The sequence below is a fragment of the Gordonia sp. NPDC003422 genome (genome assembly GCF_053588675.1).
Window position 1 is genome coordinate 66,426 of record NZ_JBSFQL010000019.1, and the last position, 22,144, is coordinate 88,569.

The following is a 22,144-nucleotide window of genomic DNA, read 5'->3' on the forward strand; positions in this document are numbered from 1 at the left end:
GCAGCGGAATATCCAGTACAGCGCTCGCCGTTGTGTTGCTAGGTTGCTCGTCGGTGTCCGATTTGTCGGGGGCACCCGGGAGAATAGGTGGGCGTGGGGACCCAGTAGCCGATGACCTGCGGGTATTCGGGTAACAGCGGAAGGTGGGGTCATGTTCCTGGTCGGTGTCATCTCGGCGTGTCTGGCTGCGGTGGCATATGGTATGTCGACGGTGCTGCGCGCGCTCGGAGCTCGGCGCGTGGCCACCGAGGCACGCGAGGAGGGCGAGGACCACACCAATTCCGCGGGCGGACCCACGCTGCAGTCGACGATGTCGACATTCGTCGACCCGGCGTTCATCCTCGGCACGATGATGGTCGTCATCGGCTTCGCCGGCGGCGCGATCGCGGCCCGATTCCTGCCGTTGTTCCTGTCGCAGACCATCGTGTCCGCCAATCTCGTGGTGACGGCGCTGCTCGGCACGATCATGCTCAACATCGCACTACAGACCCGCGACTGGATTGCTATCTGGTTGGTGGTCCTGTCGCTGTGTCTGCTGGGGGCGTCGTCGTCGCATCAGACCGGCGGCGGCGAGGAACGCGCCTTCCACTGGGGTCTGTTCTTCGCCACGCTGGTGCTCTGCGCATTCGCGCTCTTCGGTGTGTATCGCCTCGGCCCACACGGCGCGATCGTCGGCGGCGCGGCCGCGGGGTTCCTGTTCGGCGTCATCGCGATCTGCGTCCGCGTCTTCGACGGCGTGCACCCGTTCGACGGTGTGGCACTCATCACAGATCCAGCTGCGTGGACGATCGCGGTGGCCGGCGCCACCGGGTTCTTCGTGCAGACAGTGGCCCTCCAACTCGGAGCGGTGAACGGTGTCACCGCGGTCCTCGTCGTCGGTGAGACCGCCGGCCCCAGCCTGGTGGGTGTGCTGTTCCTGGGTGACACCGCACAACCCGGACTGGGCTGGCTGGCCATCGTCGGCTTTGTGGGCGCGGTCATCGGAGCGGTGCTGGTGGCCTGGTACGGCTCGGGCGATCCCGATCACTTCGGGGAGGCACCGCCGATGAAAGGCGGCTGGCGGCGCGGCCGCGAAGAGGCACCCGAACCCGCCGTGTCGGCCCGCGAGGACGACATCGACAGCCTCCCCCTCGACCCCTTCGGAATGCCGATCCGGCTGACGCCGCGCACCGAACCGGGGTCCACCCGCGACGGGGACCCCGAGCCGGACTGATCCGACGGTGTTGACACGGTGAGCAGTCTTGACGACTGTGGGAACCGTGTCAGATATCACCGCGTCGCGCAGCGCCTATGAAACCCTTGAACCGTTTCACGTCCTCGCCTACTTCAGCCCGCTGTTGCGGGATGCCCAGCGCGACACCGGACTCGACCCGCACGCCTTCTACGTCGGTGCACGCGGCGCCCCGCTCGGCGCATGTGTCCCGGCCGTCGTGACGTCGACGTTCTACAACTTCGCTCCCGAACTGATCGAGAAGAGCTGGACCGCCGCGCTCGACGTCGGGCTCGATCGCGTTGCCGCCCGACGCGACGCCATGCTCGACGAGCAGCTACGCGCCATCCTCGGCGACGGCGCCGACGATCCGTCCATCACCGAGCTGACCGCCGGTTACCGAGAACTCGCCGTCGGACTGCCGATCGGGGGTCGGGCGCTGGCTGCCGGGTGGTCGACCGCAACGCCGCCCGAGTCCAGCGTCGTAGCGCTCTGGTACGCGGTCGCGGTTCTCCGAGAGTGGCGCGGGGACAACCACATTGCTGCGCTCGTCCTCAACGGATTGCACGGTATCGACGCCGTCGCATTCCACGAGGCACAACTCCCCGATCCGACGGTCAAACGCCGCGTCCTGGGCCGTAAGCTCGTTCAGCTCACGCGCGGCTGGTGCGACGACGAGTGGGAGGCCGGCGTCGACCGGCTCGTGGCGGCCGGGCTCGCCGAACGGACCGACGACGGCCACCGCCTCAGCGCCGACGGCGGGGCGCTCTACGACGACATCGAGGCCACCACCGACGCACTCGGGGAATCGCTCTGGTCATCGGACGGTGCCGCAGACCTCGTCGAGCGGACGAGACCGATCGTCAAGGCCGTCATCGACGCGGGCGTGCTCCCGGGGACGAAGAAGAAGGGCTGAATCCGCCACGGATCACGGCTGCGCGCAGTAGATGTTGACTTATGACCGACCTCGCCGACGACATCGCCGCGATCAAGAACCTCAAGTACCGGTACCTGCGTGCCCTCGACACCAAGGACTGGGACGCCTTTGCCGACACCCTCACCAAGGATGTGACCGGAAACTACGGGGAGAGCCTGCAGTTCGGGGATCGTGACGAACTGGTCGAATACATGCGCACCAACGTGGGGCCCGCGGTGATCACCGAGCATCGCGTCGACCACCCGGAGATCGACATCGACGGCGACGAGGCGTCGGGCCGCTGGTATCTACAGGATCGGGTCATCGTTCCCGACTTCTCGTTCATGCTGATCGGGGCGGCCTTCTACGCCGACCGCTACCGCCGCACCCCGGACGGCTGGCGCATCAGCGCAACCGGGTACGACCGCACCTACGAGGCGACCGTCGCGCTCGGCGACCTACCGAGCTTCACCGTCCGGACCGGACCTGCCATCCACCTCTGAGGCTCCGAGCGTCATGTCGCAGCCGCCGCCGCTCAGCGCCGACCACGTATTCCGGAATCGGCGGGACGCGGGAGTGGATCTCGGACAACGGGTTAGGGCTGCCGTCGACTCCGACGACCGCGGCCCGATCATCGTGCTGGGTCTGGCCCGCGGCGGCGTCCCGGTGGCGCGCGAGGTTGCCGACGCCGTGGACTGCGAACTCGACACTCTGGTGGTACGCAAGATCGGGGCACCCGGTCAACCCGAGTTCGCGATGGGCGCGATCACCCACGGCAACCACGTGGTGGTCAACGACGACATCCCCCGCAGACTCGGTGTGACCACAGCACAGTTCGACGCCGCGCTCGCTCGGGAGAGCCGCATCCTCGCCAACCGCGAGGCGCGCTATCGTGCAGGGCGCGAACCGCTTTCGCTTGCGGACCGGGTGGTGATCCTGGTCGACGACGGGCTGGCCACCGGGACGTCGATGTCGGTGGCCATCGACGCGGTGCGTGCGGCCGGGGCGTCGCGGGTGATCGTTGCGGTGCCCACCGGACCCACGGACATCTTCGAACAGATGGGGGCGGCGGGCGCAGACCAGGTGATCGTCGCGGTGACTCCGACGCCGTTCCACGCGGTCGGACAGTCGTACGCCGATTTCACCCAGGTAGGTGACGACGAGGTGGTTGCCACGCTGGAGAGGCGCTAACCGTCCTTGAGGAGCAGCGCCGCGATGTCGGCGCGATCGGTGACGTCGAGTTTGGTGCAGGCACGGTAGATGTGGCCTTCGACGGTGCGTACCGACACGGTGAGTCGCTGGGCGATCTCCTTGTTCGACAGTCCGGCCGCCACCAGGTTGGCGATCTCACGTTCGCGCGAGGTCAGCGGCAAGGGGCGGGCAGCCTCGACGAGCGCCGGGGTCCGCAGTCCTCCGCACTCCGACGCGAGGCGGTTGGCCACCGCCGCCGAAGCGACTGTCGCCGAACGATTCTCTTCTTTGTCGTGCATGACGCTGGCCTGGGCGGCGGCGTCTGCCGCGGAGAGCCGAATGCCGAGTTGCTCGAAATCGGCTGCGCACACATCCAGTTCGACGGCGTCGCCTTCGGCGAGGGCAGTCGCGTGCCGCGCGTACACGGCGACGACCGGCCCGTCGACCTGCTGCGCCAGCTCACCGAGCCGCTCGCCGACCGTTTGGTCGCCGAACCGGGCGGCCGTGTGCAACGCCTCGGCCTCGATGGCGAATTGCCCAGTGGTCCTAGCCTTGTCCGCCGCTTCGTGGGCGAGTTCGACTGCGCGGGTGAGAGTTCCGGCCGCAGCCGACTGCCATGCCTCGGCGATCGCGAGCATCGGACCGAAGATCGCCACGTTCTTCCCGTACTTGGCGCGCGCCTTCACGAGGACGGCCTCGGCCTTCTCGGTCTGCCCGAGAGCGCTGAGCGCCTGCGCGAGGTAGATACGGGCGGGGTAGTTCCACGACAGTGAGAAGCCCTCGCCGTCGAGGATCGCCAGCGTTTGCTCCATGCGTCGGGTGACCGAGGTGCACGCCCCCTGCGGCATCTCGACGGCAGCCACCAGAATCCCCGACATCGCCCACCCCAGGTACTGCGCGGTGTTGGCGAAATCGACGTAGCGCGCGGCGGCCAGATTGCCGTCGTCGAGCCGACCGGTGAGCGTGAGCGCCAGCATCTCGCCGAAAGCGGTCGGGAAGCGCAGCATTCCGTCGACCTCGAGTCCACGACCGCGGCCGGCCACCTTCTCGACGGCACTGCCCTGACCTCGCAGCGCCCGCGACAGACTGCCCCCGAAGACCGCCCACTCCACCGCCCACGGCAGCGTGTGCTTCTCGGCGAACACCTCGTCGGACAGGCGAACCGCGTCGTCGATCCGGTTCTCGAACAGCGCGCACGCCGACGCGATACCGGTGACGATGGGACGCAGGCCCGGATCCTGGATGCGTTCGAACAGGATCTCCAAGAACTCTTCGGCGCGGTCGGCGTCGCCCATCGCCCAGAACATGTTGCCGACGCGCAGCCCGCCCCAGCGCAGGATCTGCGCCTCGTTGTCGAAGTCGTCGGGGTCGAAGCGGCTGAGGATCTGCTCGGCCTCGTCGGGATGGCCCTGCCACATCAGGGCCCGGGCCAGCATCTCCGCCTCGTCGAGTCCGCCGCCCTCCTCGAGCGCTGCGCGCGCGAACCGCTCGCCCATCGGGATCTGCGCCAGGTTCATCGCGTCCCGAGCGGCCGCACCGAGGAGTTCGAGGTCGATGTCGACGTCGCTCTCGATGGCCAGGTCGGCCAGCCGGATGCGTTCGGCGGGCGTCGTCCGCGGTCGTTCACGCAAAGCCTTGACGAGCTTGCCACGCAGGCGCCGCGAGGACACCAGACCCAGGCGGCGGCGGATGACCTCGCCGAACAGCGGGTGATGGAAGCCGACGTTGAGGCGGCGGCCGTCCCGGACGATGCGTACGAGCCCGGCGATCTCCGCCTCTTCCACGGCTTCTTCGCCGGCGAGTTCGGACAGGACGTCGATGTCGAGGGGCTCGCACAGGCTCAGGTACTTCAGTGCGGTGAGCACGGTGTCGTCGAGTTGCTCGATGCGGCCTTCGAGCAGCGACGCGAGTTCGGAGGTGATCGCGGCGCGGCCGCGCAACTGCCAGATCCCCTTGACCTGCCGCAACGTATTGGCCTGCCGTGCACCGTCGACCATGTGCCGGAGGAAGAGCGCGTTACCGCCCGACGCCTCCCACATCAGGTTGGCCGAATGCTCCTCGAGTTGCCCGCCGAGCACCGACTCGATGAGGTCGACGCTCTGCTCCTTGGTGAAGGGTGACAAGGTGATTCGAGTGAGGTGGTTGTCTTTCCACAGCGAGGTGACGGCGTCGGGCACCACCTCGCCGCTGCGCACCGTGGCGACGATGTGGACGGCGCGGTCGATGGCAAGCTGATGCAGCAGCGTCGCCGACAGTTCGTCGAGCAGATGGGCGTCGTCGACGCCGATGACCACGTCACCGTCGGCGAGTAGCGATTCGCGGGCCGCGGCGAGGTAGGTCACGGGATCACTGGACGTGGCCGGACCGACGAGATGCGCGAAGACGCCCAACGGAATCGACCGGGCCGACTCGGTGCCCGCGACCCACCGGACGCCCGACGACAAGCCGGCCGTGACATGACGCGCGAGCGTGGTCTTGCCGACGCCGGAATCGCCGGTGAGGACCACGCCGCACCCGGTGGTCTCCCCGCGCAGGGCAGCCTGAATGGTTCGGAACTCGCGTTCACGCTCCACCAAGGGCCAATTCCCGGACATGCCTGCAGATTTTAGACTCATCGGTAAGTCTCGGCACCAGCCGCGGTCAAGTCTGACCGAACTGTTCACATCAGGCGTCGCGTTTGTTGACCACGGCGATCGCTGCGCCGAAAATCACCAGCGCGACCAGGGCAAAGTAGACCAGTGAACCGTAGATGTTCCAGTGGAAATCGCCGGTGTCGCCGGTGAGGAACCGCCAGCCGTTGGTGAACGGGAGGAACGGCACCACCGGCTCCCCGACCTTCGGCAGCAGAGGTATCACGACCGTCTCCACGAGGAGCGTCCACACCAGCACGATCGTCACCGCACCCGCCGTCTGCCGGATCAGTGCACCCACCGCCACGCCGATCAGCATCGCCAACGCGATGAAGATGGGCGTCCCCCAGAGCTGACGGATGGCATCCGAACTGGTGAGGTCGAAGTCGTCACCGGCAAAGAGCTTGGCGATGACCAGACCCAGCAGGCAGATCACGAAGGTCACCACCAGGCCGACGATCGCGAACACCACCCCCTTGGCGACGAGCACCTGCCAACGGCGGGGCGTTGCCTCGAAGGACAACCGGATGGTTCCGAAGCGGTACTCCGTGGTGATCCCCAGGACCGCCATGATCAACAAGACGGCGAGACCGAACTGGTTCACGCCCAACAGGTAGACGTTCGCCGGGTTGTCGGTGAGCTCGTCGACCGGACCGCCCGACGAGATCAGCGCGGCCAGACCCAGACCCAGGACGGCCACGATCGCCACGCACCAGTAGGGCGAGCGCGTGCTCATGAGCTTGATCCGCTCCGAGTCGATCGTCGCGATCATGCCACGACCCCCGTTCCACCCTGGTATTCGACGTCACCGGCGGTGACCTGCATGAAGACCTCCTCGAGCGATGCGGTCTCCTCGGTCAGTTCGTGCAGGACCACCCCGGCCGCAGCGGCCAGGTCGCCCACCTGGTCGGTGGTCGTGTCGGGCACCACCATCACCGGTCGGCCCTTGGCGTCGGCGGGACCGGGCGCCGGCGCCAGGCCTGCCGCGGCCAGCGCGACGTGCAGATCCTCCAGCTGCGGACCGCGCACCCGAACCGAAGTCTGTGCACGCGAGGTGAATTCGCTGACCGAGCAGTCGGCGATGAGCCGCCCGCGGCCGATGACAATGAGATGGTCGGCGGTGAGCGCCATCTCGGCAAGGAGGTGGCTGGAGACGAAAACGGTGCGCCCCTCCGAAGCGAGCTGTCGCATGAATCCGCGAATCCAGACGATGCCCTCGGGGTCGAGGCCGTTGACCGGCTCGTCGAACATCAGCGTGTGCGGGTCACCGAGGAGTGCGCCGGCGATGCCGAGCCGCTGCGACATGCCGAGCGAGAAGCCACCCGCGCGCTTGGTGGCCACCGACGTCAGACCGACCATCTCGATGACCTCGTCGACCCGACTCGCCGGAATCCGGTTGGCCGCCGCCAGCCAGCGCAGATGCGACCGCGCACTCCGGTTGGGATGGACCCATTTGGCGTCGAGCAGCGCCCCCACCTGCCGGATCGGATCCTCGAGATCCTGGTAGCGCTGACCGTCGATGGCGACCGAACCCGAGGTGGGACGGTCGAGGTCGAGCATCATGCGCATCGTGGTCGACTTGCCGGCACCGTTGGGGCCGAGGAAGCCCGTCACGTGCCCGGGTGACACCTCGAAACTGAGGTTGTCGACGGCGCGCTTGTCGCCGAAGTCTTTGGTGAGCTTCTGGACTGTGAGCACACCCCGACCATAGCGTGACCCACTCAACTGCTGGTCGCGCGCTCGGGCGACGACGCCTCCGCCCAGAAGCGACGCGGGATCCGTCCCGCCTGCGCCGCGAACCGGCCCGCGAGAACCGCGTGGCGCATGGCGGCGGCCATCCGTTCCGGGTCGTCGGCCCGGGTGACCGCCGACGCCAGCAACACTCCGTTGCAACCGAGTTCCATCGCGAGGGCCGCGTCGCTTGCGGTGCCGATCCCGGCGTCGAGGATCACCGGCACCTGCACCCGCGCGACGATCATCTCGATGTTGTGCGGGTTGAGGATGCCGAGGCCAGTGCCGATCGGGGAGCCGAGGGGCATCACAGCAGCGACGCCGATGTCTTCGAGCCGGGCAGCGAGGACGGGGTCGTCGTTGGAGTAGGCCAGCACGGTGAACCCGTCCCGGACCAGCGCCGACGCGGCGTCGACCAGTTCGATCGGATCGGGCATGAGGGTGCGTTCGTCGGCGACCACCTCGAGCTTGACCCAGTCGGTCTCCATGGCCTCGCGGGCCAGTTGCGCGGTCAGCACCGCCTCGGCCGTCGTGTGGCAGCCTGCCGTGTTGGGCAGGGGTGCGATGTCGAGGCGCCGGAGCAGGTCGAGCACTCCGGTGCCCGACGCGGCGTCGACCCGCCGGATCGCGACGGTGGTGAGTTCGGTGCCCGACGCGATCAGTGCGCGTTCGAGGACCGCCAGGCTCGTCGCGCCGCCGGTACCGGTGATGAGTCGTGATCCGAACTCGCGGTCCGCGATCCGCAACGGATCTGTGCAGTCAGCCACCCTGCACCGCCGTCACGACCTCGACCACCGAACCATCCGGAATGGATTGCGCCCACGAGCCTTTCGGGACGACCGCGCCGTCGACGGCGACCGCAACCCCGCGGTCGGGCAGGCCCAGATGCGTCAGCAGCGCGGCCACCGACGTTTCCGGGGCCACCGCTGTCGGTTCGCCGTTGACCGTGATCGTCATCTCTCGCCTCCCGAAGTCATTGCCGCCGGTGTGGGTGCCCGCCGCGGATCACCGAGCAGCCCCACCACCTCGTCGGCCGTGAGTGGTGCGAGCACAATTCCGTTGCGGCCGTGGCCGGTTGCGACCACGGTCCGCTCGTCGAGACGCCGAATGATCGGCAGTCCGTCCGCCGTGCATGGACGTAGGCCCGCGCCCGCCTCGACGAGTTCGTACGTACGCAGCCCCGGCATCACCTCGGTGGCGTCGGCGAGCAGGTCGAGCACTCCGCCTGCCTCGGGAAGGATATCGCCGGCATCGACAGGAGCTTCGTATTGCGTTGCGCCGACGACGATTCCATCGGCACGAGGCACCAGGTACACATTGCGGCCGCCGACCGCCGCGCGGATCACGTGGCGCGGCGGTGGCACCGAGGACCGCGTGCGCCGCAACCTGAGCACCTCACCCTTGGCGGCCTGGAGTTGCGCCTGCGGCCATAGTGCGTTGGTGCCCAATCCGGCGGCGAGGACCACCTGGTCGTCGTCGAGCGCGTCTCGCGAACCGATTCGCGTGTCGTCGAACACGACGCCCGACGCGCGGGCCGTGTCCCGCAGCGCTGTCAGGAGCCGCCGATTGTCCAGTGCCCATTCGCCTTCGGCGCGGTAGCCGCCCACGAGCCGGGTACTCAGCGCCGTCTCGAGTGCGCGGATGTCGCGGCCGGTGATCGAGGTGAGCACCGTGCGAGCGTCGGTCTGCTTAGACCACACGAACCGGGCGAGATGGTCGAGACGGTGCAGGTCGGCTGCGGTACCGGCGACGAACAGCGAATCGGTGGCGGTCACGACGTTCGGGTCGCCGAGCCGGTCGATGAGGGCGGGCCAGCGTCGAACCGATTCGACGGACATCGCGAGCAGCGTCTCTTCGCCCGGAATGCCCTCGCCCAACGATCCGAGCATGCCGCCGGCCACATGTGAGGCACGGTCGGCGACTCCCGCGTCGACGACCCGCACACGCCAACCGGCGTCGGATGCCGCAAGCGCAATGGACAGCCCGATGACGCCGCCGCCCACAACGGCAACACTCTGCACGTGCAATCACCTTCCTTCGCCGGCATTACCCGGATCAGGTCAGACGGTCTGCGGCTTCTCCGCACTCTCAGCCCGGCCGGGCTCCCGTGATGTACTCCGATCATGAGCCTACGCGGCCGGTCGGTCTTGACTTATCGAAGGTAGCGTCTACCCGATGACCATCTCGCCCCGACAGCGACTCGACACGGCGACGCTCTACCTGTGCACCGACGCACGGCGAGAGCGCGGCGATCTGCTCGATTTCGTCTCGAAGGCCATCGACGGTGGCGTCGACATCGTCCAGTTGCGCGACAAGGGATCGGTCGGCGAGGAGCGATTCGGGACGCTGGAGGCGCGTGAAGAACTCGCGATCCTCGCGGAGCTGCGTCGGGTGGTCCGTGCTCGCGGAGCGCTGCTGGCCGTCAACGATCGCGCCGACATCGCGGCCCTGGCTCAGGCCGACGTCCTGCATGTGGGCCAGGGTGATCTCGCGCCTGCTGCCGCCCGGCAGATCGTCGGGCCCGACGTGGTCATCGGGCTGTCGACGCATGATGTCGACCAGGCCGCAGGCGCCGCGGCCGACGACGACGTCGACTACTTCTGCGTCGGCCCGTGCTGGACGACGCCCACCAAGCCGGGACGGCCGGCGGCCGGGCTGGATCTGGTGACCTCGGTCGCCACGACGAACCCGGTAAAGCCGTGGTTCGCGATCGGCGGCATCGACCTCGCCCGGCTCCCCGAAGTGCGGGCAGCCGGGGCGGAACGGATCGTCGTCGTGCGTGCCATCACTGCGGCGGACGATCCGGAATCGGCGGCGCGGGCGCTGATTCGACGCTGACCAGCTGCCCTCAGACCTGGAGGCAATCTGTACGTGGCGGCCCGACCACGTGCACGGTGCATTTCGTCGCGCCGGCAGGTACAGATTCCCGACGCGGCGAATAGTCATTTGCCGCCCGGCGAACGGCGGGTCTAAGGTGGTCGCCATCATGCTGTACATCGCGAACGCGCTCGTAACCCGCCGCAGCGGGGTCTGAATCTGACCGACCCCCCGCTGCGGGGTCTATCGTGCGCACGTCGGTCATCTTCACTTCGACCGAAATCGGTACACGCGATGCACAGCCTTCATCTTTCTCAACGATCCTGTTCGTGCGATGAGCACGCCGGTCGGCCCATGGGCGACCCGTTCGCCCGCCGGTACGGCTCACCACTGCCCCGGGGTATGCGCGAGGAGGCATCCGGCATGACCTTTCCAGAATTCATCGATCACTACTCCCCCGGCGGAAGCATCCGACTCGGGTCATGGTCCATGGAGCCCACCCACCACGACCTCGTCGAGTGCCGCGCGACCTTCGCGCTCGAGGACCGGATCATGTCGCTGTCCGCCGTTGCCAGCGGTCCGGTCGGCGCGATGACGTCGATGCTGCACGAGATCGGCGCACCCATCTCCATCGTTAAATCCCACCAGCGCGTCAGCGACGGCCAGATCACGGCATTCCTGCTGTGCGAAAGGGACGACCGGCAGGTGTGGGCGCTCGGTGACGGCACGACGTGCGACGAGGCCAACGTCAACGCGCTTGTCGCGGGTGCGAACCGGCTGCTCGCCGGGAGCGAGTGAGTCTGGGCGGGCCGCCTACCCGCCGAACGCGACGCCAGGCACGTGCGCCCACAAAAGTAGGGGAAGAAGTTTCTTCCCCGGCCCTTGGTGTCTTCCCCGAGAAATTTCTCGCGGACGACTACAAACCCCGGGGAAGAAACTCGTCCCCTAGATTTTGCGGGCACGACGCTGGCTCATTTCCGCAGGTCAACGGGATTGGTCGCCAAATTCTTCGAATCAGGTCTGCAGGTCGAGACGGGCGATGCGCTCGCGGAGGCCGGGCCAAGCCTGACCGAATCCCGGGTGTAGTGGCAGTGTGTCGACGTCATGTTCGCCCACCCAACGCAGTTCCGCCGATTCGCCGTTGGCGACCGTGCGGACCGGTTCGGACGTATCGGCGATGACGGTGGTGTAGGTCCACCCGCTCGGCGATTGGTGGGTGACCAGCGCCGCGACAACCGTGAGCTGGTCGGCGCGGACCCCTGCCTCTTCGTCGGCTTCGCGCACGGCGGTGTCGATGGCGCTCTCGTGGGAGTCCCGCGCACCTCCGGGGAGACCCCAGGTGCCGCCCTGATGAGACCAGACCGCTCGATGTTGCAGCAGTATTCCGGTCGCACCGCCGTCGAGTGGCGCCCGGAGCAGGAGTCCCGCCGCGCCGTGGACACCCCAATACCGTGAGCCGTCCGGATCGATCACCCAACCGTCGCCGTCCCCGCGCACTCCGCCTCCTCGCATACCGGTTGTCGTGATGCAACCGGGCATCTCCACCGTATGTGAGTCAGACAACCCTCGCCAGGGTCATTCGGTCCGACATATCGGACCTCGATCTCGGGCAGTGTCGAACCCGGTCGGGTACCCCCGACATGGCCTAGGCTGAAACACATACAGGACTGAGAAGGGATCTTGAGGTGACCGGCGACGCGTCCCCGATGCGGACCGTACTCACCCGCGCCGGAAGGACGGTGCGGCCCGGACAGTCGTCGCCCCCGATCCGGCAGGTACTCGCCGACCGCCGCGAACTCGTCGCCGCAGCTCGCGAGCGCGCCCAATCCCCCTTCGCCACCCTGCGCCACTATGCGGTGACGACACCCGGCAAGCTCGTCACCATCCTGATCGTGCTCGCCGCGGCGTCGGTCAGCACCGGGTTGTACGCATCGACCGTGCTGGAGAACCGCACCCAAACCCTGCAGCGCATGATCGACCGGGCCGAGCCCCTGGCCGAAGCGAGTCAAGTGTTGTACTCATCGCTGTCGGTCGCCGATGCGTCGGCCAACGCCGCGTTCATCTCCGGCGGGCTGGAGACCCCCGAACTCCGTACTCGCTACGCAAATGCGCTGGCCACGGCTTCGTCGTCGCTGATCCTCGCGACCGGCAGCTCAGGTGAGCCCGGCGCGGACGGCACACCCGATCGAGACGACAAAGCGGTCGCCGCCGATCTCAACACCCTCGCGGTCTCCATCCCGGTGTACAGCGGACTGGTCGAGACGGCGCGGACCAACAACCGGCAGGGCAACCCGGTCGGCTCCGATTACCTCGGCCAGGCGTCGTCGATGATGCAGGACCAGATCCTGCCGGCCGCGCAGCGCCTCTACGAACAGCGATCGCTGGCGATCGCCGACCCCCAGCGAAGCCTGAGTCGTCCGCCCTGGACCGTCTACGCGGCGCTGTTGGCCGTGCTCCTGGCCCTGATCCTCACCTCCCGCTACCTGGCCAGACGTACCCGGCGCCGCTTCAATCTCGGCGTGGTCGCGGCGATCTTGGCGATCACCACCGGCACGGTGTGGCTCTTGGCGTCGGGGCTCATGTCGGTGGCCGCGACCAGCGACGCCCGCACCGGCGGGGCCGACCCCCTCCGCGAACTCACCGCCGCGCGCATCCTGACCCAGCAGGCGCGGTCGGCGGAAACCCTGGCACTGGTGCGGCGCGGTGATCAGGGTGGGCTCGAACGCTCCTTCGCCCAGTCGACCGAAGGCATCACCGCCACCGTCGCACGCCTGCGCGACAACGAGGACGTGCGACGTTCGGTGAGTACCGAGCAACTCGACGCTGTCGCGTCCGCGGTGGAGCGCTGGAAGGCCACCGACGCCGTGGTGCGCGGGTACATCGAATCCGGCGCCTTCGGACGCGCACGCACGATGACCGTCGGCGACGACGAGAACAGTTCGGCGACCAGCTACAGCGCGGTCGACAAGGCCTTGGTCGACGCCATCACATCGGCGCGAACCTCCTTCCGTGACGACATCAACACCGCCCAGCGGGTCCTCGGTTTCACCGGCACCGGCATCTTGATGCTCACCATCTTCGCGGCCGCCGCAGTCATTCTCGGCCTGATACCGCGCATCAGGGAGTACCGATGAACACGAATACGATTCGGCGCCGCAGCACGGTCTTCGGCATCCTCACCGCCGCCGCGCTGATCCTCACCGGGTGCGTCACCTTCCCCGCACCCGACGCCCCACCCCCGACCGCCACCGCGATCACCCCCATGCCCGCGGGAGTGCAGACCAACGTCCCTCTCGAACCGCCGCCGAATGCCGAATCCTGCAACGCCACCGAGAGTCTGCGGCCACCGGCCCGGATGCCGGCGCCCGGCCGGATGCCGCCGAGATCGTCGATGGGCGAGATCGTCGCGCATGGACGGCTCATCGTCGGGCTCGACATCGGGTCCAACCTGTTCAGCTTCCGAGATCCGATGTCGGGTGACATCAAGGGATTCGACGTCGACCTCGCCCGCGAGATCACGCGCGCGATCTTCAACGATCCGGGGCGCGTGGAGTTCCGGGTGCTCAGTTCGGCCGAACGCATCGAGGCCCTCAAGACCGGGGCGGTCGACGTCGTGGTCAAGACGATGAGCATCACCTGCGAGCGCCTTCGTGAGGTCAGCTTCTCCTCGCCGTACTATGTTGCCTCGCAACGTATTCTGGCACTGAAAGAATCCGGCATCACCGGTCCGGAGAAACTGGCGGGCAAGCGGGTGTGTTCGGCACGCGGTGCGACGTCGATCGGACGAATCCAGTCGATCCAGCCGCGCGCACATCTGATCAGCACCACGACCTGGGCGGATTGCCTGGTGTTGCTGCAGCAGGGCCAGGTGGACGCGGTGACCACCGACGATGCGATCCTGGCCGGCCTTGCCGCGCAGGACCCGTGGGTTCAGGTCGTCGGCCCCAGTCTCGGCGAGGAATACTACGGAGTCGGAATCCCGCACGGCAAGGACGATCTGGTGCGCTTCGTCAACGGTGTCCTCGAGCGCATTCGCGCGGACGGAACGTGGTGGCGCATGTACAACCAGTGGCTCACGGTCCTCGGGGACAGCGGCGGTTATGGTCCCCCACTCGTGACCTATCGGGACTGATGCGATGACGACCGATCCTGAACCGCACGGGGATTCGCCGACGCAGGCAAGTGACGCCGACGAGTCCGAGCACATCGGCACCCAACGTGTGTCGCTCGACGCGCTGCTCGACGACGAGACGCCAGAAGACGAACACGTCGGCACACAGCAGGTCAGTCTCGCCGACCTGATGGGCGACGACGATGACGATGACGGTGGTCCTGCCGATGGCGACGACTACCAGACGATCGGAAACGAGGACGCCGACACCGATCCACAGGGCGATGCACCAACGCAGGCAACCGAATTGCCGGGTGCCGACGCCCAGACCGATCGGGTCTTCGCGACTCGGCCGCCGGTGGCCGACGACGCGCCGGTCGGATCGGGGCGCCAGACCCGACGCCTCGTACCCAGCCGTCGCGCAGCGGTCCACGAACGGCGGCTCGGCAGCGGGCTGGTCGAGATGCCGAAGATCGTCGACATCGAGCCTGAGGACGCCGTCCTCGACCATCCGGTCATCGTCGAATCCAAACGCGTGTGCTGGCGTTGCGGAAAACCGGTGGGGCGCACCTCCGGTCCGGGGAAGGGCGAGGTCTCGGGCACATGCCCGCATTGCGGTGCGCGCTACTCGTTTGTCCCCGGGCTCGCACCGGGCACCGTGGTCGCCGGCCAGTACGAGATCACCGGCGCCATCGCGCACGGCGGACTGGGATGGATCTACCTCGCGATCGACCGAAACGTGTCGGATCGGCCGGTGGTCCTCAAAGGCCTGCTGAATTCCTCGGATTCGGAGGCACAGCGGGTCGCCGTCGCCGAGCGCCAGTTCCTGGCGTCGGTGAATCATCCCGGCATCGTGAAGATCTACAACTTCGTCGAGCACATCGGCGAACAGGGCGAGCGCTACGGCTACATCGTCATGGAGTACATCGGCGGACGGACGCTCAAGCAGATCACCTCGGATCATGAAGGTGCCGAACTACTCTCGGTGGAACAAGCACTCGCCTACATTTTGGAAGTGCTGCTCGCCGTCGGGTACCTGCACTCGGTGGGCCTGGTGTACAACGACGTCAAGCCCGAGAACATCATGGTCGGCAGCGACGAGGTGAAGCTGATCGATCTGGGCGCGGTGTCGGCGATCAACGGTTACGGACATCTCTACGGCACACCCGGTTTCCAGGCACCGGAGATCGTGAAGACCGGACCACAGGTGGCCACCGACATCTACAGCGTCGGACGGACCCTCGCCGTGCTGACCGTGCCGATCGAGATGCGCAAGGGCCGCTACGTCGACGGCCTCCCCGACCCGTCGACCACCCCGGTGTTCGAGGAGAACCCGTCGTACTATCTTCTGCTGCAACGAGCTACGGCCACCGATCCCGGTGATCGATTCGCGTCGGCCGAAGAGATGACCACCCAGGTACTCAATGTGCTGCGCGAAACTGTCGCGGTGCACACGGGTGTTCCCCGGCCCGCGTTGTCGACGGTGTTCACGCCGCAGCGCTCGACATTCGGGACCGATCTGATGCTCGCGCCGGTCGACGGCTTCTTCGATCCCGACCAGGCCGCCTTCTACGATCCGGTCGACATCGCCCGGGCGCTGCCGGTTCCGCTGGTCAATCCGATGGATCCGGCTGCGGGCCTGCTGACCTCGGCCGCGCTGTCGGACCCGCGGCAAACCCTCGACTCGATCAATGCCGCGCGCGCTGAGGGTTTCGTGTCGCTGCTCGGCCGTCGTGCCCAGGAGGGCCACCCGTCACTGGAGATCGATCTGGCCGAGGCAAGAGCACACCTCGAACTCGACGACGTCGACACCGCCTTGGCGCTGCTCCGCGAAGTATCTGTACACCACGGCAATTCGTGGCGCGTGCAGTGGTACATGGGTATCTGCGCGTTGATGAACGACGAACCCGAACTCGCCTACGAGCGATTCGACGAGGTGCTCAGCGCGATGCCCGGCGAGATCGGACCCAAACTCGCGGTCGCCGGCACCGCCGAATTGATCGGCCGGTGGCTGTCCGACGAGCAGGGCGAGTCACCGGCGTCGGAACGGCGAATCTCGGAACTCTTCGATGTGGCGCAACATCACTACCACGACCTGTGGCTCACCGACCATGGAATCGTCACCGCTGCTTTCGGTCTCGCACGGCTGTCGGTGGCTGTCGGAGACTACGACGAAGCGATCCGCCCACTCGATGAGGTTCCCGCAACCAGCCGGCATTTCAACACCGCCCGCGCCACGGCGGTCATCGCGCTGGTGCACGGTCGGTCACCATCGGAGGTCACCCGCGAGCAGATCGTCGAAGCTGCCCGGCGGCTCGAGCAGATTCCCGACACCGAACCGCGCAAATCCCGGATGCTGCTCATCGTCCTCGGTACCGCGCTCGGCTGGATGCATGAGAACCCCGACGCCGCAAAAGATTCCAGCGAGCCATCGACCCTGCTCGGCTTCCCGTTCACCGAGTCGGGTATCCGCGCAGGGACGGAACGCTCACTGCGTCATCTCGCCCGGCAGACCCGAACCAACCGCGACCACCGCTTCATGCTCGTCGACCTCGCGAACTACGTCAGGCCGGACACGCTGTTCTGATCCGGCGGACTCTCAGGCCACCACGGCGGCAGACTGCCGGGCGATGGCGAGTTCTTCGTTGGTCGGGACCACCAGCACGTCGATCTCCGAGTCGTCCGCCGATATGCGCCGTGGCTCCTTGCTGCGCACAGCGTTTCGCTCCGCGTCGATGATGATGCCGTAATGCTCGAGGCCCGCGAGGGCATCGGTGCGAACCGGGGTCGAGTTCTCCCCGACACCGGCGGTGAAGGTGATCGCATCCACCCGGCCGAGCTCGATCATGTAGGCACCGATGTAGCGGCGGAGGCGATGAATGTAGACATCGTAAGCCCGGCGGGCATTCTCGTCACCGGCCTCGATCAGCGCCGAGATCGCGCGAAAGTCGTTCTCGCCGCACAACCCTTTCAACCCCGACTGCTTGTTGAGCAGGGTATCGATCTGATCGACGGACAGCTTGGCGACGCGGTGCAGATGCAACACGAGGCCCGGATCGAGATCGCCACTGCGGGTACCCATCACCAGCCCTTCCAACGGTGTCATCCCCATCGAGGTGTCGATGGGATGGCCACCGGCAATAGCCGACGCCGACGCACCATTGCCGAGGTGGAGAACGATCTGGTTCAGCTCGTCGTAGTCGCGGCCCAGGAAATCCGCGACGCGATGCGACACGTAGTCGTGGCTGGTGCCGTGAAAGCCGTAGCGGCGGATGGCATGGAGGTCCGCAACCCCCCGGTCGATGGCATACGTGGCGGCGGCGTCGGGCAAACCGTGGAAGAAGGCGGTGTCGAAGACCGCGACCGACGGGACGTCGGGCAGAAAGGTCCGGGCGGCCTCGATACCGATCAGATTCGCCGGATTGTGCAGCGGCGCAAGGGGTGAGATCCGGGTGATCTCGCTGATCACCTCGCGAGTGATGATGGTCGGTTCGTAGAACGTCCGACCACCGTGCACCACCCGATGGCCGACGGCGGCCAGACCCGCTGCCGCGAGATCGGTGCCGTTGTCGGCGAAACATCGGATGGCCCACTCGATCGCGGCGAGGTGGTCGGCGATCGCCGCGGTCTCGCGGATCTCGACATCCCCCTGCTCATGGGTGATCGACGAGTCGTTCTCACCGATCCGTTCGACGATGCCGTCGGCCCACACCTCACCGGTATCGGGGTGTAGGAGTTGATATTTCAGCGACGACGAGCCGGCGTTGAGGACGAGAACGGCACCGGTCAAGCCGCTCACTGCTCGCCTCCTGCGGGCTGCTGGGCCTGGATCGCAGTGATTGCCACGGTGTTGACGATGTCGGACACGAGTGCGCCACGGGAGAGATCGTTGATGGGCTTGTTCAGCCCCTGGAGCACCGGTCCGATCGCGATGGCGTTCGCGCTGCGCTGCACCGCCTTGTAGGTGTTGTTGCCGGTGTTGAGGTCCGGGAAGATCAGCACGGTCGCCCGACCGGCCACCGCCGAATCGGGCATCTTGGTGACCGCGACGCTGGGCTCGACCGCCGCGTCGTACTGGATCGGCCCCTCGACGAGTACCTCCGGGGCACGCTCACGCACCAAATCCGTTGCCACCCTGACCTTGTCGACATCTGCGCCCGATCCGGACTTGCCCGTCGAGTAGGAGAGCATGGCAACGCGCGGCTCGATGTCGAACTGCGAAGCGGTCTGCGCCGAGCTGATCGCGATGTCGGCGAGTTGTTCGGCGGTGGGATCGGGCACGATGGCGCAGTCGCCGTAGGCGAGAACCTTGTCGGCCAGACACATGAAGAACACACTCGAGACGGTCGACACACCCGGCTTCGTCTTGATGATCTCGAAGGCCGGCCGGATGGTGTGCGCGGTGGTGTGCGCCGCCCCCGACACCATCCCGTCGGCGCGGCCGGTGTGCACCATCATGGTGCCGAAGTAGGAGACGTCGCGCATCATCTCTTGTGCGCGTTCGAATTCCATACCCTTGTGCTTGCGCATCTCGGTGTAGGCCGCGGCGAACTCGTTCAGGTGATCCGACGACGCGGGATCGATGATGTCGACGCCGGTGAGGTCGACGCCGAGATCCGCGGCACGGGTGTGCACGGCGTCGCTGTCGCCGAGGAGCGTCAGATCCGCGACGTTGCGTCGAAGCAAACGCCCTGCGGCGCGCAGGATCCGGTCGTCGTCGCCCTCGGGGAGCACGATGTGTCGGCGCTGCGCGCGGGCCCGCGCGATCAGCCCGTACTCGAACATCTGCGGGGTCACCACGGTCGGGGTGCCGACGTTCAACTTCTGCAGCACCTCTTCGGGATCGACGTGCTCTTCGACGAGCGAGAGCACCGCCTCGATCTTGCGAGCCGAACCCTTTGCCAGCCGACCGCGCGTATGCGCCGCCGTGCGGGCGGTCTCGTAGGTGCCCTGTTGGCAGACCAGAATCGGCAGGTTCGGCCGGAGTCCTTGGACCAAAGCCTCGATCATCGGATGCGGTCGCAGTCCACCGTTCAGAATGATCCCCGCCAGCCGCGGAAACCCTTTGGCCGCATTGGCATTCACCAGCGCCAGCAGGACGTCGGACCTGTCGGCCGGGGTGATGACCACGGTGCCCTCGGTGAGACGCTCGAGGATGTGCTCGACGGTCATACCGCCCACCATCACCATGAGCGCTTCCCGATCGAGGAGTTCGGTGTCGCCGCTGTACATCTCGGCGCCCAGTTCCTCTTTCAGCTCGGCCATCGTCGGCGCGACGAGGATCGGCTCCTCGGGCAGACACAGTGTCGGGATACCGGTCTTCTCGAGTTCCTTCTCGATCACCACCAGTTGGTCGGGCGGACAACGATTGGCCACGAGCGCCACCGTCGTCGCATGTGACGCGGCGATCTCCGCCATCAACAGTTCCGCCAGACCGTGCACCTCCTGAGGAGTCCGGTCGGCGGCCTTGAGCGCCAAGATGATCGGTGCCGATAGGTTGGCGGCGATCCGCGCGTTGTAGCTCAACTCCGACGGGCTGCCCACGTCGGTGTAGTCGGAGCCGACGATCACCACACGATCGCACCGCGCCTCGACCGCGTGGAAACGAGCGACGATCTCGGCGATGGCCGCTTCCGGGTCCTCGTGCACCTGGTCGTAGGTGACCCCGATGCAGTCCTCGTAGTCGATGTCGACCGAGTCGTACTCGATGAGAAGGTCGAGGATGTAGTCGCGTTCACCCGCAGCGCCACGCGAGATGGGGCGGAACACCCCGACCCGGCCACCTGTTGCGGTGAGCAAGGCCAGCAGGCCCAGCGCGACCGTCGATTTTCCGGTGTCACCCTCCGCGGATGCGATGTAGATGCTGTGCGAGGTCGGAGTTGCGTCGTCGCCCATGCGTGCCAGCCTAGCCGTTGGGGGTGGGTACGGTCGTCAGAGCAGGATGCCGGGATTGCAGATCCCGGCCGGGTCCACAACGCGTTTCGCGGCGTTCAGCAACTCGACACCCAGGGCACCGATTTCGTCGTGATAGGCGGCGCGATGATCGCGGCCCACCGCGTGGTGGTGGGTGATGCTGGCGCCGGCGGCGCGGATCGCGGCGTTCGCGGCGGACTTGGCGGCCGCCCAATCGGCCAGCGGGTCCTCGCCGAACGGCGCGACGACGGTGAAGTACAGCGACGCACCCGAGTGGTACACGTGACTGATGTGGCACATGACCAGCGGTGGTGTGCCCGACGCGGTCAAGGCATCGGTGAGCGCTCCGGTCACCGACGCCTTCAGGTCGGCCAGCCCCGACCAGAACGTGACCGTCTCCAAGGTCTCCACCAACACACCGGCGTCGAGCAACGGGTCCCGGAGGTACGGCGCCCGGAACCGTCCGGTACGCCACGACTCCCCCGGTTCGGTACCGAGGGGGGTGGCGCCGCAGTCGGTGAGGAGCGCGGCGGCCGCGGCGCGACGCCACCGGACGTCGTCGGGCCCGCCTTCGAAGCCGGTGATCGCCAGGCAGCCGGACGATTCGCCGCCGAGCCGGTCGGGATCGGCGAGGTTGAGGGCGGTCTCGACCTCGTCGGAGAGCCGTAGAACCGTCGGCAGCGGACCGTCCTGGGCCAGGCGTCGGAGGGCACGTGCACCGTCGTCGAAGGAAGCGAATCGCCACCCCTCGAAGACCCGCACCGCGGGAAGCGGGTGAATGCGCAGCCGTACCCGGGTGATCACCCCGAGCACTCCCTCCGATCCGAGAACGAGCTGTCGAAGATCCGGTCCCGCAGCCGATTTGGGTGCGGTACCGAGTTCGATGGTGCCGCGGGGGGTGGCCAGCACCAGGCCTTCGACCATCTCGTCGAAGCGTCCGTAGCCGGCCGACGACTGGCCCGCGGACCGTGTCGCGGCATATCCGCCGATCCCCGCCCCCTCGTAGGACTGCGGGAAGTGGCCGAGGGTGAATCCGCGCTCACGCAAACCCATCTCGGCGTCGGTGCCACGGATTCCGGCCTCGAACGTTGCGGTCCGGGAGATCTCGTCGACCTCGACGAGACGGTTCATCCGACGCAGATCGATGCACACCACACCGTCGAGGCCGGAACGCTCGGGTTCGAGACCACCCACCACCGACGTGCCGCCGGTGAACGGGACCGCCGCGAGCCGATGGTCGGTGCACAGCGCCAGGATGCCGAGCACCTCGTCGTGGCTGCCCGGGAAGACGACGACGTCGGGGGCCGCGCTGACGTCGCCGGCGCGCAGCCGCAGCAGGTCGGGGGTCGAGAAGCCACGCGTGTGCTGGACGCGCTCACCGGTATCGACGACGACGTGGTCGGCGCCGAGCAGCTCGGTGAGTGCGGTTCGGGCGGCGTCGGGGATGGTGGATTCCGGTACCGGGATGTGGTCCGGGTCGACGCCTCGATCGGTTGATCCACCGGCGGTGAGGGCTTGCGCGGCGTCGGGCAGGTGACCGGGATTGTCGGGGTCACCCCAGCGGGGTCGGTGCATCCGCACCGTTGCCAGATCGGTCTCGTCTGTCGCGGTCTCGTCGGACATCT

General features: G+C 67.3%; 19 protein-coding genes and 1 riboswitch. Of the genes, 9 read left to right on the forward strand and 10 right to left on the reverse strand.

The window, feature by feature from the left end:
* Window positions 1-151: 151 nt before the first annotated feature.
* Genes ACWDTF_RS16730 through ACWDTF_RS16745 form a run of 4 tightly spaced genes read left to right on the forward strand, consistent with a single transcriptional unit; the run spans window position 152 to window position 3,317 of the window.
* A complete protein-coding gene (locus tag ACWDTF_RS16730; protein ID WP_449754689.1) occupies window positions 152-1,213 on the forward strand; it encodes an EamA/RhaT family transporter in 1,062 nt (353 codons plus the stop codon).
* Window positions 1,214-1,241: 28 nt separating this feature from the next.
* A complete protein-coding gene (locus ACWDTF_RS16735) occupies window positions 1,242-2,126 on the forward strand; it encodes an SCO6745 family protein (RefSeq protein ID WP_449754690.1) in 885 nt (294 codons plus the stop codon).
* A 41-nt stretch (window positions 2,127-2,167) separates the two neighbouring features.
* Entirely contained in the window at window positions 2,168-2,629 is a 462-nt protein-coding gene (locus tag ACWDTF_RS16740; RefSeq protein ID WP_240860637.1) for a nuclear transport factor 2 family protein, read from the forward strand.
* A gap of 13 nt (window positions 2,630-2,642) precedes the next feature.
* A complete protein-coding gene (locus ACWDTF_RS16745; RefSeq protein WP_240860635.1) occupies window positions 2,643-3,317 on the forward strand; it encodes a phosphoribosyltransferase in 675 nt (224 codons plus the stop codon).
* On the opposite strand, the gene ACWDTF_RS16750 is transcribed toward ACWDTF_RS16745, so the two are convergent.
* The 6 genes from ACWDTF_RS16750 to thiO all read right to left on the reverse strand — a co-directional run bounded on the left by ACWDTF_RS16750 (window position 3,314) and on the right by thiO (window position 9,699).
* Window positions 3,314-5,911: a LuxR C-terminal-related transcriptional regulator gene (locus ACWDTF_RS16750; RefSeq protein ID WP_449754691.1), complete on the reverse strand. Its 2,598-nt coding sequence runs from the start codon at window positions 5,909-5,911 to the stop codon at window positions 3,314-3,316. The two genes, ACWDTF_RS16745 and ACWDTF_RS16750, sit on opposite strands and share 4 nt — an antisense overlap.
* 70 nt (window positions 5,912-5,981) lie before the next feature.
* Window positions 5,982-6,719 (reverse strand): ABC transporter permease, encoded by a 738-nt coding sequence (locus ACWDTF_RS16755; protein ID WP_449754692.1) that lies wholly within the window; start codon window positions 6,717-6,719, stop codon window positions 5,982-5,984.
* Window positions 6,716-7,645, reverse strand: a complete 930-nt coding sequence (locus ACWDTF_RS16760) for an ABC transporter ATP-binding protein (RefSeq protein ID WP_355276393.1) — start codon at window positions 7,643-7,645, stop codon at window positions 6,716-6,718. Before ACWDTF_RS16760 ends, ACWDTF_RS16755 begins: the two co-directional genes overlap by 4 nt.
* Window positions 7,646-7,668: 23 nt before the next feature.
* On the reverse strand, window positions 7,669-8,445 hold the full coding sequence (gene thiG, locus ACWDTF_RS16765; protein WP_449754693.1) for a thiazole synthase: 777 nt from the start codon (window positions 8,443-8,445) through the stop codon (window positions 7,669-7,671).
* Window positions 8,438-8,635, reverse strand: coding sequence for a sulfur carrier protein ThiS (gene thiS / locus ACWDTF_RS16770; protein ID WP_240860630.1), 198 nt, complete (start codon window positions 8,633-8,635; stop codon window positions 8,438-8,440). Before thiS ends, thiG begins: the two co-directional genes overlap by 8 nt.
* Window positions 8,632-9,699, reverse strand: coding sequence for a glycine oxidase ThiO (gene thiO / locus ACWDTF_RS16775; RefSeq protein WP_433256741.1), 1,068 nt, complete (start codon window positions 9,697-9,699; stop codon window positions 8,632-8,634). The genes thiS and thiO overlap by 4 nt, the downstream gene beginning before the upstream one ends.
* Window positions 9,694-9,797: riboswitch (TPP riboswitch) on the reverse strand. (Overlaps the previous gene by 6 nt.)
* Before the next feature lie 56 nt (window positions 9,798-9,853).
* Here thiO and thiE point away from each other — a divergent pair.
* A complete protein-coding gene (gene thiE, locus ACWDTF_RS16780; protein ID WP_449754694.1) occupies window positions 9,854-10,516 on the forward strand; it encodes a thiamine phosphate synthase in 663 nt (220 codons plus the stop codon).
* Between the two features lie 402 nt (window positions 10,517-10,918).
* Window positions 10,919-11,293, forward strand: coding sequence for a 2-isopropylmalate synthase (locus ACWDTF_RS16785; protein WP_355276388.1), 375 nt, complete (start codon window positions 10,919-10,921; stop codon window positions 11,291-11,293).
* 216 nt (window positions 11,294-11,509) lie between these two features.
* Here ACWDTF_RS16785 and ACWDTF_RS16790 read toward each other — a convergent pair whose 3' ends face one another.
* Window positions 11,510-11,992 carry an NUDIX hydrolase gene (locus ACWDTF_RS16790; RefSeq protein WP_449754695.1) on the reverse strand — a complete coding sequence of 161 codons (483 nt, stop codon included), beginning with the start codon at window positions 11,990-11,992 and terminating at the stop codon, window positions 11,510-11,512.
* A 188-nt stretch (window positions 11,993-12,180) separates the two neighbouring features.
* Here ACWDTF_RS16790 and ACWDTF_RS16795 point away from each other — a divergent pair, with 188 nt between their 5' ends.
* The 3 genes from ACWDTF_RS16795 to ACWDTF_RS16805 are packed head-to-tail and all read left to right on the forward strand — an operon-like array spanning window position 12,181 to window position 17,193.
* Window positions 12,181-13,629: a hypothetical protein gene (locus ACWDTF_RS16795; protein ID WP_449754696.1), complete on the forward strand. Its 1,449-nt coding sequence runs from the start codon at window positions 12,181-12,183 to the stop codon at window positions 13,627-13,629.
* Window positions 13,626-14,627 carry a glutamate ABC transporter substrate-binding protein gene (locus ACWDTF_RS16800; RefSeq protein WP_240860621.1) on the forward strand — a complete coding sequence of 334 codons (1,002 nt, stop codon included), beginning with the start codon at window positions 13,626-13,628 and terminating at the stop codon, window positions 14,625-14,627. The genes ACWDTF_RS16795 and ACWDTF_RS16800 overlap by 4 nt, the downstream gene beginning before the upstream one ends.
* Window positions 14,628-14,631: 4 nt before the next feature.
* Window positions 14,632-17,193 carry a tetratricopeptide repeat protein gene (locus tag ACWDTF_RS16805; protein ID WP_449754697.1) on the forward strand — a complete coding sequence of 854 codons (2,562 nt, stop codon included), beginning with the start codon at window positions 14,632-14,634 and terminating at the stop codon, window positions 17,191-17,193.
* 12 nt (window positions 17,194-17,205) lie between these two features.
* On the opposite strand, the gene ACWDTF_RS16810 is transcribed toward ACWDTF_RS16805, so the two are convergent.
* The 3 genes from ACWDTF_RS16810 to ACWDTF_RS16820 are packed head-to-tail and all read right to left on the reverse strand — an operon-like array spanning window position 17,206 to window position 22,142.
* Window positions 17,206-18,405 (reverse strand): acetate kinase, encoded by a 1,200-nt coding sequence (locus ACWDTF_RS16810; RefSeq protein ID WP_240860617.1) that lies wholly within the window; start codon window positions 18,403-18,405, stop codon window positions 17,206-17,208.
* Entirely contained in the window at window positions 18,402-20,501 is a 2,100-nt protein-coding gene (gene pta, locus ACWDTF_RS16815) for a phosphate acetyltransferase (protein ID WP_240860615.1), read from the reverse strand. The genes ACWDTF_RS16810 and pta overlap by 4 nt, the downstream gene beginning before the upstream one ends.
* 36 nt (window positions 20,502-20,537) lie before the next feature.
* Window positions 20,538-22,142 carry an FAD-linked oxidase C-terminal domain-containing protein gene (locus tag ACWDTF_RS16820; protein ID WP_433256750.1) on the reverse strand — a complete coding sequence of 535 codons (1,605 nt, stop codon included), beginning with the start codon at window positions 22,140-22,142 and terminating at the stop codon, window positions 20,538-20,540.
* Window positions 22,143-22,144: the final 2 nt, after the last annotated feature.